This window comes from Dysgonomonas reticulitermitis (assembly GCF_054601275.1).
Window position 1 is genome coordinate 54,532 of the sequence record NZ_BAAHWU010000005.1, and the last position, 11,458, is coordinate 65,989.

The 11,458-nt window shown below is 39.1% G+C and carries 12 protein-coding genes; 11 read left to right on the forward strand and 1 reads right to left on the reverse strand.

Annotation, left to right across the window (positions count from 1 at the left end; genetic code table 11):
* Positions 1–17: 17 nt before the first annotated feature.
* The 7 genes from ACYPZI_RS04115 (at position 18) to ACYPZI_RS04145 (ending at position 7,026) form a co-directional block, all read left to right on the forward strand.
* Positions 18–1,499: a complex I subunit 4 family protein gene (locus ACYPZI_RS04115; protein ID WP_459598886.1), complete on the forward strand. Its 1,482-nt coding sequence runs from the start codon at positions 18–20 to the stop codon at positions 1,497–1,499.
* 115 nt (positions 1,500–1,614) lie between these two features.
* On the forward strand, positions 1,615–3,042 hold the full coding sequence (locus ACYPZI_RS04120; RefSeq protein ID WP_459598888.1) for an NADH-quinone oxidoreductase subunit N: 1,428 nt from the start codon (positions 1,615–1,617) through the stop codon (positions 3,040–3,042).
* 89 nt (positions 3,043–3,131) lie between these two features.
* On the forward strand, positions 3,132–3,848 hold the full coding sequence (locus ACYPZI_RS04125; RefSeq protein WP_459598890.1) for a MotA/TolQ/ExbB proton channel family protein: 717 nt from the start codon (positions 3,132–3,134) through the stop codon (positions 3,846–3,848).
* A gap of 26 nt (positions 3,849–3,874) precedes the next feature.
* Positions 3,875–4,294, forward strand: a complete 420-nt coding sequence (locus ACYPZI_RS04130) for an ExbD/TolR family protein (RefSeq protein WP_459598892.1) — start codon at positions 3,875–3,877, stop codon at positions 4,292–4,294.
* A gap of 129 nt (positions 4,295–4,423) precedes the next feature.
* Positions 4,424–4,972, forward strand: a complete 549-nt coding sequence (locus ACYPZI_RS04135; RefSeq protein ID WP_459598894.1) for an RNA polymerase sigma factor — start codon at positions 4,424–4,426, stop codon at positions 4,970–4,972.
* 3 nt (positions 4,973–4,975) lie between these two features.
* Positions 4,976–6,208, forward strand: coding sequence for a porin family protein (locus ACYPZI_RS04140; RefSeq protein WP_459598896.1), 1,233 nt, complete (start codon positions 4,976–4,978; stop codon positions 6,206–6,208).
* A 32-nt stretch (positions 6,209–6,240) separates the two neighbouring features.
* Positions 6,241–7,026 carry a hypothetical protein gene (locus ACYPZI_RS04145; protein ID WP_459598898.1) on the forward strand — a complete coding sequence of 262 codons (786 nt, stop codon included), beginning with the start codon at positions 6,241–6,243 and terminating at the stop codon, positions 7,024–7,026.
* Between the two features lie 49 nt (positions 7,027–7,075).
* Here ACYPZI_RS04145 and ACYPZI_RS04150 read toward each other — a convergent pair whose 3' ends face one another.
* Positions 7,076–7,264, reverse strand: coding sequence for a hypothetical protein (locus ACYPZI_RS04150; protein WP_459598900.1), 189 nt, complete (start codon positions 7,262–7,264; stop codon positions 7,076–7,078).
* Between the two features lie 162 nt (positions 7,265–7,426).
* On the opposite strand from ACYPZI_RS04150, the gene ssb reads away from it, so the two are divergent.
* The 4 genes from ssb to ACYPZI_RS04170 all read left to right on the forward strand — a co-directional run bounded on the left by ssb (position 7,427) and on the right by ACYPZI_RS04170 (position 11,397).
* The gene (gene ssb, locus ACYPZI_RS04155; RefSeq protein ID WP_459598902.1) at positions 7,427–7,882 is read left to right on the forward strand and encodes a single-stranded DNA-binding protein; all 456 of its coding nucleotides are present in this window, start codon (positions 7,427–7,429) and stop codon (positions 7,880–7,882) included.
* A gap of 79 nt (positions 7,883–7,961) precedes the next feature.
* Positions 7,962–8,531: a gliding motility lipoprotein GldD gene (gldD, locus tag ACYPZI_RS04160; RefSeq protein WP_459598904.1), complete on the forward strand. Its 570-nt coding sequence runs from the start codon at positions 7,962–7,964 to the stop codon at positions 8,529–8,531.
* Positions 8,532–8,569: 38 nt separating this feature from the next.
* The gene (locus tag ACYPZI_RS04165; protein ID WP_459598906.1) at positions 8,570–8,707 is read left to right on the forward strand and encodes a hypothetical protein; all 138 of its coding nucleotides are present in this window, start codon (positions 8,570–8,572) and stop codon (positions 8,705–8,707) included.
* Between the two features lie 878 nt (positions 8,708–9,585).
* Positions 9,586–11,397 (forward strand): LTA synthase family protein, encoded by a 1,812-nt coding sequence (locus tag ACYPZI_RS04170; RefSeq protein ID WP_459598908.1) that lies wholly within the window; start codon positions 9,586–9,588, stop codon positions 11,395–11,397.
* Positions 11,398–11,458 lie beyond the last annotated feature (61 nt).

Sequence of the window (11,458 nt, forward strand, 5' to 3'; positions counted from 1 at the left end):
AGCTAAAATATAAAAAGATGAATATTCTTTCATTATTTGTTCTTATCCCTGCTTTGATGCTGATTGCGTTTATTCCATGCCGCAACATCAAGCAAGTACGCACCATCGGTGTAATAGGTGCTGTTGCGGAATTGATTCTTGCTCTAGTACTCTTATTCATGTTCTACCAGGAACGAGGAGCAGGCAATGCCGCTGAAATGCTTTTCACCTATGATAAAGTTTGGTTCGAAGCATTGAATATACATTACGCGATAGGTGTAGACGGTATTTCAGTACTGATGATCCTGCTTACATCTGTAATCCTGGTGACAGGTACATTTGCCTCATGGAATATGAATCCGCTGCCTAAAGACTTTTTTATGTGGCTGACTCTTCTATCTATAGGTGTATATGGATTCTTTATCTCGCTGGATATGTTTACCATGTTCTTCTTCTACGAGATAGCATTGATTCCGATGTACTTGCTTATTGGTCTTTGGGGAACAGGGAAAAAAGAATACTCGGCAATGAAACTTACCCTTATGTTGATGGGAGGTTCGGCATTCCTTGCTGTAGGGATATTCGGAATCTATTTCAATTCTTCGGCAACGGGCGATTATACATTTAATATTCTGGAAGTAGCGGCGAATAACGCTATTCCGGTAGCGACACAATATTGGATTTTCCCTCTCACATTTCTGGGATTTGGGGTATTAGGCGCTTTGTTCCCATTCCACACATGGTCTCCTGACGGTCACGCATCTGCACCGACTGCGGTGTCTATGCTTCATGCTGGAGTATTGATGAAGTTAGGTGGATATGGTTGTTTCCGCATAGCCATGCGATTGATGCCGGAAGCTGCCAATGAACTTTCATGGATATTTATTATACTGACAGGTATCAGTGTTATATATGGCGCATTAGGTGCAATATCTCAAACAGACTTGAAATATATCAATGCTTATTCTTCGGTGAGTCACTGTGGATTGGTGTTGTTCGCCATCTTGATGATGAACCGGACAGCTATGACCGGAGCTGTGATGCAAATGCTTTCGCACGGTTTGATGACAGCCTTGTTCTTTGCCCTGATAGGTATGATATATGGACGTACTCATACACGTGATATTCGGGAAATGGGAGGCTTGATGAAGATTATGCCGTTCCTCAGTGTGTGTTATGTAGTAGCGGGTATGGCATCTTTAGGTCTGCCGGGATTGAGCGGTTTCGTTGCAGAAATGACTATATTTGTAGGTTCGTTTGAACATGCGGATATGTTCCACAGGGTATTTACTATTATAGCGATCTCTTCTATTGTGGCAACAGCTGTCTATATTCTGAAAGTAGTCGGTAAAATACTTTACGGCCCTGTGCAAGATCCACACCATTTGGAATTGACAGATGCCGTATGGCACGAAAAGATAGCGACTGTAGGGCTGATTATATGTGTTGCCGGAATGGGAATGTTTCCGGGATGGATTTCTAACCTTATCAGTTCCAGTTTGGGCTATTTGATTAAATAAGAGCCCCCTGAGGGACTTTAGAAAAGAGAAAAAGAAGGAAAATAAAAATTAGAAAAACAAACCCTCATCAGAGAGCCTCCCCTTGGGGAGCTTGGAGGGGCAAAATTATATAAAAATGGATTTGAGTAATTATTTGTTGATGAAGCACGAGTTATCACTTATAGTGGTATTCCTCTTACTTATTTTCTACGATTTGTTTGCTTCAGACAGCGCGAAAAAATATTATTTCCCGTTTGCCTGCGGGTTATTCCTTGTGCACACTATTGTTTGCTTCTTCTTCAAATCGGATTACGACAGCTCTTTCGCAGGGATGTACGTTACGGGGCCGGCTTATCTTACAATAAAGAATGTTCTCAATATAGGAGTATTCCTTATATTCTTACAAGCAAATGCGTGGTTAAAGAAACCTGATGCTATACTAAAACGTGGCGAATTCTTTATGTTGACCACCCTTACCCTAATAGGAATGTACCTGATGGTTTCATCCGGAAACTTCCTCTTATTCTTTATTGGTCTGGAAACCGCGTCGTTGCCTATCGCAGCGCTTGTAGCATTCAATAAATATAAACGCGAATCGGCGGAAGCCGGAGCAAAATACATCTTTAACGCTGTTTTTTCTTCCGCTATCATGGTGTTCGGTATCTCATTCCTTTATGGAGCTTGCGGGACACTTTACTATACAGATATAGCCAGAAGTATCTATTCATCACCATTGGTTATAATGGCTATGATCTTTATCATGGCAGGATTATTCTTCAAAATATCACTTGTTCCGTTCCATCTTTGGGCGCCTGATACTTATCAGGGTGCGCCTACTAATGTGACGTTATATTTGTCTACTATATCGAAAGGGGCGGCAGTCTTTGCCCTGATGGCTATTTTATATAAGGTCTTCCCTGTTTTGGCAGATACTTGGAAGAATATAATATGGATAATTATCTTGTTGACTATTACAGTAGGTAACTTATTCGCTCTTCGTCAGAAGAACATGAAACGATTTCTTGCCTTCTCTTCAATTTCCCAGGCGGGATATATTATGCTGAGTGTCTTCACCGGAACAGCAGAAGGGATGGCTGCGACCATATTCTACGTATTTGTATATGTGTTCTCCAATCTTGCTGCATTTGGTGTGATTTCGGCGATTGAGGATAAAACCGGCAAGGTGAATATGGACGATTATAACGGGTTGTACTACTCTAATCCAAAACTGGCATTGACTATGATGATAGCAATGTTCTCGTTAGGAGGTATTCCGTTTGCGGCAGGATTCTTCAGCAAATTATTTGTATTCATGGCAGCTATGCAACAAGGGCATGTTTTGCTTGTCTTCCTTGCATTCCTGAATACCGTTATATCACTATATTATTACCTGCTGGTCGTAAAGGCTATGTTTATAAAGAAGACAGATTCTCCTATTGAATATCTGACTACAGATGGTTATATGAAAACGTCTTTAGTTATTTCCTTGATAGGTATATTCCTGATAGGTATGATAAGCTGTTTCTATCAATACATTAATGAAATAAGTTTTGGTATATATTAAAGAATATTAAAAGATAAACAAAAGTTCGGCAGAAGACCTTATATTTGAGACTTCTGTCGAATTTTATGTAATAAATACGATTAAAACATATGAGTTTACTAGTTCTTCTTCAGGCCGCTACCCCGGTAGTTGAAATGGCGGATCAGGCGGTGCAAGCAACAACGGCTACGCCGGATGAAAGTTATTTAAATCTTGTGCTTAAGGGTGGCTGGATACTTCTACCTATATTTTTACTGTCATTATTAGCTATTTATGTAATTATAAATAAATGGTTAGTAATAAATCGTCTGGGGAAAAAAGATTCTGTCTGGCTATCACGTGTAGTGGAACTTATCCATGAGGGTAAAATAGATAAAGCTCTGAAATTTTGCGTTGAACGTCCTTATGCCTCTGCGAAGGTAATAGCAGCCGGCTTGAAAGAGTTTGAGCAGGAAGATAATGAAATTCAGGAAGCAATGGAGGTTGAAGCCCGACAGCAAATTAGTGTGCTCGAAAGCCAAATGAGCTGGTTAGGGATAACAGCCTCGATAGCTCCTATGCTTGGGTTCTTAGGTACAATATTTGGCGTTATAAAGATATTTTATGACATAGCCCGGACGAATGATTTAGCCATTGATACTATTTCTACAGGTTTGTACCAAAAGATGATCTGTTCGGGAGCCGGGCTGCTCGTCGGAGTTGTTGCATACTCCGGCTATTATTTACTCAACGGGCGCATTGATAAAGTTGTTGTAAATATCGATAAAGAATCGAACGAAGTTCTTAAAGCAATAAGAGCTTACAAGAAGAAAGGTGCTCAGGCATAAATATTTGTTCGTAAAAAAGGGAAATTATGAAAATAGAACGTAGAAAAGCCAGAACAGCAGAAGTGTATACAGCTTCTCTTAATGATATTATGTTTTTCCTTTTACTGTTTTTTCTCATCATATCAACAATGGTGACACCTGCCGCTATAAGGGTGTTGTTGCCCAATGCAGCTACCTCGGAGCAAGTTGTAACTAAAAAGAATATTAATCTGATTATAACAAGAGACTTAAGATATTACGTAAACGATAGGGAAGTACAAAAAGATGAAGTAGAGCCTGTATTAGCTAATGTGTTGGCAGACGAAAAGAAAAAGAACGAAAATGTGGAAGTTAATGTTCTGCTGCAAGCTGATAAATCCCTCACTCTTCAAGATGTAGTGGATATGATAGATATAGGCAATAAACTACATGTTAAAATGGTGCTTTTTACTCAAAAGCCAGAATGAGTTTAAGATAAACAAGACAACAAGTTCATTTTTGCTTATTCGAAAATAAGTAAAAGATAGATGAATTTTACGGCGGATGCATGCAACATTTCTACAAACAGTGCATCTTTTAAATGAGGCTTAACCAATATGAATGAACTGCAAATTATAGCAGGGTGTAAAGAACAAAAGCGGGAAGCTCAAAGGATACTATACGAGAGGTATGCTCGTAAGATGTATGGTATTTGCTTGCGTTATAGTTCCGATCAGGCCGATGCTCAGGATTTGCTGCAGGATGGATTCATGAAAGTCTTCGCTCATATTGGATCTTTTCAGGAGAAAGGTTCTTTTGAGGGATGGTTGAAGCGTATATTTATAAACTTGTCTTTAGAAAACTTGAGAAAGAAAAAATCAATATTTCAATCTTCTGATGATATACAGAATATTCCGGATGTTGTCGATGAGTCAACAGAGGATAGCCAGATGTATAAAGTTTCTGAAATAGAATTGTTGAGAATGGTACAAGAATTACCACGAGGGTACTCTACCGTTTTCAACTTATATGCGATAGAAGATTATTCGCACAAAGAAATTGCGGAAATGTTGGACATTAACGAGGGAACCTCACGTTCACAATATGTGAGAGCCAGACAGATGCTGCAAGAAAAAGTGAAACAGTATATAAAGGAAAGGTCATAAGGAATGGCAAAAGAAAATGACAAAATAAAGGATCTGTTCTCCTCGAAGTTGAAAGACTTTGAGTCGGATGTGCCTGCTTCTGTTTGGGGTGGGTTGGATCTGCTTTTGTCTCAACAACCAATTCCTACTGCTGATCCATCATCTTCAGCCTCTTCATCCTCAGCAGGGTCTTCTGCAACAACGGCGGCTAAAACGTCCCTGTTGAAAACAGTATTGATTACTATAGGAGTAGCTGCTGCTATAGTAACAGGAGTTATATTGATACCTAAGGGTGAGGATACAATAAAACCGGAAGAAAATAAAATCACTGTTACTGAAGAACCAAAAACAGAAGAAGCAGATACGGTGGTTGTGGAAGTAAGTCCGGTTATCCTTCCTGTGAAAAAGTATTTAAGTAAAAAAATAGATTCAGTACCTCCGGTAAAAGAAGAAACTCCGGAAGAGCCGGTACAGGAAAAAGAGCCGGAAAAGCCGGCCAAGAAGGAGGAAATCCTATTGGATACACCTCAGCCTACAATAGCAGAATTGCCGAAACGATCTAAGGCAAAAGGCCTTTCTTTAAGTGTTTCAGCCTCTGCCGGATTGTTGCCGGAAAATATAAATCAGAACGGAGGCGGTCTTTTATTCTCCCGGGCTGCAAGAAGCAAGGCATTTATGGATGCTCTGAATAAGGAGAATAAAGAATTTAAGATGGTGCATAGGCAACCGGTGTCTTTCGGATTGAAAGTAAGTAAAGGTTTAACCTCAAACTTGTCTCTCGAAACAGGCATCGTTTATACCTATTTATCTTCTAAGATAACGTCGCCAAGTATATTCGATATATATGAAACTCAAACATTCCATTACCTTGGCATACCTGTTTCATTGAATTATACGTTCTATAAATTAGGCAAGGCAGATCTTTATTTGTCTGCGGGGGGAATGATACAAAAAGATATTAGTGGAAAATACGAGAGCAGTATGGGATTCTCCAAGATGGATCTGGAGGATAGGAAGTTAGCATTTCAGCTCTATTATGGTGAACCGTACTTTATACGAGAGGGTATAGAACAATCCAAACCTCAGTTTTCCACTCATTTAAAATTAGGAATTGCTTATCCAATATATAGAAAGTTGTATCTTTACGGAACCATTGGCGGTGCTTATTATTTCGATGTCCATAATAAGTATCCGACAATATTCTCTGATAGAAAGGTTCAATTAGATTTGAACCTGGGTATTAAATTTGATTTCTAACACAATTTTAAAAAATACAATGAATTTGAGATATGAAAAAGTCATTATTTAAATTAATTTTAGGCGTATTCGCTACTGTTATGTTGTTTTCTTCTTGCTTGGGGGATGGTAACAGTTCATTTGAGAATCAAACTTTTGCTTATATAACAACAAAAGATGGAGTGCAATGTGCGGCTATGGATGGGAATTATTTTACATCCCCCCTGATAAAGACATTGACTCCGGGAAGATGTTATATACTAGGTTACAGGACTAACTGGGAGGCCGTTTCCGGTAATATTCTTCTTGCCGAGGATATTGCTCAACCGATTGCGTTGACTACCACTTATGGCAGAGTAAGTTCGCCGACAGTTGAAAATACGTTTAATCCTTCGGCGTTTCAACCGGAAATAGCTGTATATAGTGATTATCTTGGGAATAATTGTAGCTTTATTTATATAGCAAAACTTAAGGAGAAAGATACTCCCCGTGCTCATTGCTTCTACGATGTTAATAGGCAATATGAAATGATAGATGGTGTTCGCCAGGATGTAGGAAAAAATCAAATAATCATAGATGTCCGGTTCGACTATATTTCGGGAGCTGACGGCAGTTCAGTCAATGCATCCTGGCGCTCGGTAAGTGATCTTTCGGAGATCAAGAGATGGTATAAACAAAATTCTGAAAACTATGATCCTTCAGTTAGCGGAGACTTTGTAAAGGTTGATGTAAAATTCCGTTATAACCAGTTGCAGTCCAATGAGACAGTGAAAGAAGATGTTTATATCGGAAGTTGGACTTCTTCTCCGTGCTACTTTGAATATGAAAAAGGACAGTAATACCTGATTTAAATAATAAAAACAAAGAGAGGCTGTCCCAAAAGTAAAATTACACTATCAAAGTGTTATCCTCTTTGTCATCCTGAGTGCAACGAAGGATCTCATTCCTCAGGAAAGGAGATGTTTCACTCCTGTTGGCTCCGCCGATTTGCAATTCAACATGACAACCAACGGTCACAGGAGCGTAGCGTATGTAAATAGATATAAGAAAATACTTTTGGGACAGCCTCTTTTTCATACCCTGCTATTATCGGAGTCGCACTATTTGCCCGATGGCCTGATTGAGTAATTCCTAATTCTTTACTCCTTCAAAAAAATAGTTTCCGTAGGAGAACAAAAAGAAAATTGATATATCTGATAAAAAAAATCATATATTTGTGAATAATAAAAATGAAACGATATGTCAGTGAATAAAGTGATCTTAGTTGGGAATGTAGGAAAAGATCCCGATGTGAAATATTTTGATAATGGGAGTGTAGTTGCTAATTTTACTTTGGCTACAACAGAAAGAGGTTATACCGCTGCCAACGGAACCCAGATTCCGGATCGTACAGAGTGGCATAATATCGTTTGCTGGAGAGGACTGGCTAAAGTTGCTGATCAATTTGTAAAAAAAGGTATTCAGGTGTATGTGGAAGGAAAGATCCGTTCGCGTACATATGACGATGCAAATGGAGTAAAGCGTTATGTAAACGAGATATATGTGGATAATTTGGAACTGCTTGGTAGCCGCAGGAGAGAAGACGGAGGCGAAAATTACAATAATACCGCATATGACAGCAGTAGTTACCAAACACCATCCACCCCATCTGCGCCAATAGTACCGATGAGCGATGATGACGATCTTCCGTTTTAGGAAATGAATTGATAATTTATGACAGATTAAATCCAAATAGGCATTCTGTTTGTATTGATCTGTTTTTTCATTTTTGAATATGAAACCTAGAATGCTTTGTTTGTTTATTGTTTCGACATTATTGTCGTGTAATGAATATACACCGAAGCCAAAAGGTTATCAGCGTGTAGTCCGTCCGCAGGTGGAGGTTATTAAATTCAGCGGTACAAAGTTTTCGTTCCTTTATCCGGGCGATACCTATATAGAACCTTTAACCTCCGAGTCTGACCCTGAGCTTTGGTTTAGTTTGCATTACAAGCAGTATAACGCGACCCTGCATTTTACTTATATACCTTTGTCGACCCGGAGTCTGAATGAAATATTGGATGATAGCTACCGGTTGGCGTACAGTCATGTGTCGATGGCTCAGGGTATATCACAAACTCAGTTCTCGGATTCGTTACATCATACCTTCGGTATTATATATGATATACAAGGATCAGTTGCTTCCCCTGTTCAATTTTATGTAACGGATAACACCTCCAATTTTCTGCGGGGATCATTGTATTTTGACCAAATGGTCAAGGCCGATTCTGTCGCGCAAGTTGTTTCGTTTATTCGCGAAGATATTGTTCACATCATGGAGTCGTTGGAATGGGTAAATCGATGACTAAGGAAAGGGGAATTAAAAATTAAAAATGAAGAAGAATGGCACTGGTTTTATCTATAATAGATAATTTGAAAATTAGCGAATTTGAAAATTTGAAAATGGCGCGAAGCGACAATAACAGTCAGCAGTCAACAATGGCGCAAAGCGGTAAAGGCTATAAGCTAATGGCTAATTGAGTGTGGAGTTTGTTACTTTTTAGTTAAAAAGTTACGAGTAGACAAGATACGAGGTACAAGTTGTTGACTGCTGACTGTAGAAGTTTGTTACATTTTAGTTAAATTCCGGTTTGTCATGCTGACGATAGGAAGCATCTACTGTCTCCCGGGGATCGGGATCCTTCCCTGCGGTCAGGAGGACAAAGAGGGTAGCCGCGCGAGCAAGGGCTAACGGCTAACAGCTATCGGCTAACGGCTAAAAAATAGTTGTGGAGTTTGTTACTTTTTAGTTAAAAAGTTACGAGTAGACGAGATACGAGGTACGAGTTGTTGACTGTTAACTGTCGCACGTCATTGCGAGGGTTCGCCCGAAGCAATCCATTAATAGTCAATACTCTGGATTGCTTCACTCCGTTCGCAATGACGAAAAGGCCTTGTTGGCTGACTACTGACTACTGCTAACTGTAGAAGTTTGTTACATTTTAGTTAAATTCCGGTTTGTCATGCTGACGATAGGAAGCATCTACTGTCTCCCGGGTATCGGGATCCTTCCCTGCGGTCAGGATGACAAAGAGGGTAGCCGCGCGAGCAAGGGCTAACGGCTAAAAAATAGTTGTGGAGTTTGTTACTTTTTAGTTAAAAAGTTACGAGTAGACGAGATACGAGATACAAGTTGTTGACTGTTCACTTACTACTTACTACTTACTACTTACTACTGCTAACTGTAGACTGACATTATATACTATAAGATATTTTAAGATAAGAATCATATGAAAAAGTTAATACATATAAGACCTCTGTTTTTATTTATACTAATAGCCTTACTAATTACAACTTTGAGTAGGGTAATATTATTTTTTATATTCAATGAGCGTATTGTCCAGACAGAAAGTTATTGGATGATTTTCCCGATAGGACTGAAAATGGATATGATATTGATTTCTTATCTGTCTTTTATTCCTTTGGCTATATTGTCTCTGATTCCCGATAAGCTTTTGCAATATTTCAATAAGTTCCTGTTTATTTATTTTATCTTTTTCCTCTCTCTTATTTTATTTATGGAGGCTGTTACCCCTGAGTTTGTGAAACAATATGATACCAGGCCTAATAAACTATTCCTGGATTATTTGATATATCCGAACGAAGTAGCTAAGATGTTATTGAAAGGGCACGTAGTGGCTGTTATATCTGTGTTGATTATTTTTGTCGCCGCTCTTTATTTTGGGATTAAAAAAGGCAGGAAACTCTTCCTGATTCCGGAGAATCTGTCTAAATATACATTTCGTTTAATTCTTTTTCCTATACTTGGCTTTTTATTGTTTTGGGGAGCAAGAGGCAGTCTTACTGCTAAAAGGCCGTTGAACCCTAGTAGCGCTATATTTTCGAACGACCAGCTGACGAATGTGATGGGGTTGAATTCTCTCTACACCGTTGTTTATGCCGCATATGGAATTAAGAATGAAGCCAATATAGAGAAAATGTATGGTAAGATGGATGAATCGGAGGCTATAGACCGGGTGAAAAAATACATGTGTGTTCCCGACAGTTTATTTACAAATCCGGATATACCATTGTTGCACGAACAAGAGCCCGATACACTTATTCAACGTCCATACAATCTGGTGATATTGCTTCAGGAAAGCTTGGGCGCCGAGTTTATCGGTTGCTTGGGAGGGATGCCTTTGACTCCTGAATTGGATAAGCTTTCGAAAGAGGGTCTGTTGTTTACCCACTTGTATTGTACGGGAACGCGTAGTGTAAGAGGTATCGAAGCTGTCGTTACAGGTTTTATCCCATCTCCGTCAGAGAGTGTTGTTAAATTGAGTGACTCTCAGTCCGGGTTTTTCACTTTAGCTTCCCTGTTGAAAAGGGCAGGATATAATACCAGTTTCATTTATGGAGGTATGGGCAATTTTGATAATATGGCATCTTTCTTTAATGGAAACGGCTTTGATAATATTATTGACGAACCGGTTTTTGATAATGATAACAATAAATATGCTTTTAAAGGGACGTGGGGATATTCAGACGAAGACCTGGCGACTAAAGCGAATGAATATTATAAATCCATGGGCGACAAACCTTTCTTTTCTATGATGTTTTCCAGTTCGAATCACGATCCGTTTGAGTTTCCCGATGGCCGCATCGAACTGTACGAACAGCCCAAAAACAGTTTGCATAATGCAATAAAATATGCAGATTTTTCTATTGGTAAGTTTTTTGAATTGGCGAAGAAAGAAGCATATTACAAGAATACTGTTTTTATAGTGATTGCAGATCATAATACCCGTACTTATGGGAAAAATCTTGTGCCTGTAAATAAATTCCATATACCGGCCCTGATTGTAGGCGCAGGTGTTACGGAAGGCAGTACTTACGACAAGCTTTGCAGCCAGATAGATATCCCTCCTACTCTGTTGAGTATGATCGGAATGAAGGTGGAAACTCCTATGCCGGGACGAAATTTACGGTCTTTGCCCAAAGCGGTAGAGGGACGTTCTATTATGCAATTTCACGATATTAACGCGTTTAGGGTAGAAGATCGTATTGTCATTTTGCAACCAAGTAAAGAGCCTCTTCAATTTGAAATAAAAAATGATACGACTCTTATTCCGATGCCTTTAGACAAGGAGCTTGCTAAGGATGCTTTGGGTCATGTAATTTCTGCCGGGTATTTATATAAAAAGAAATTATATCGTCTGCCCAATTAAGTGTTTTTGTCCTGCAAGACCGGATAAAAAGAAAATAGAGGCTGGCCCGTTGTGGCTTAGG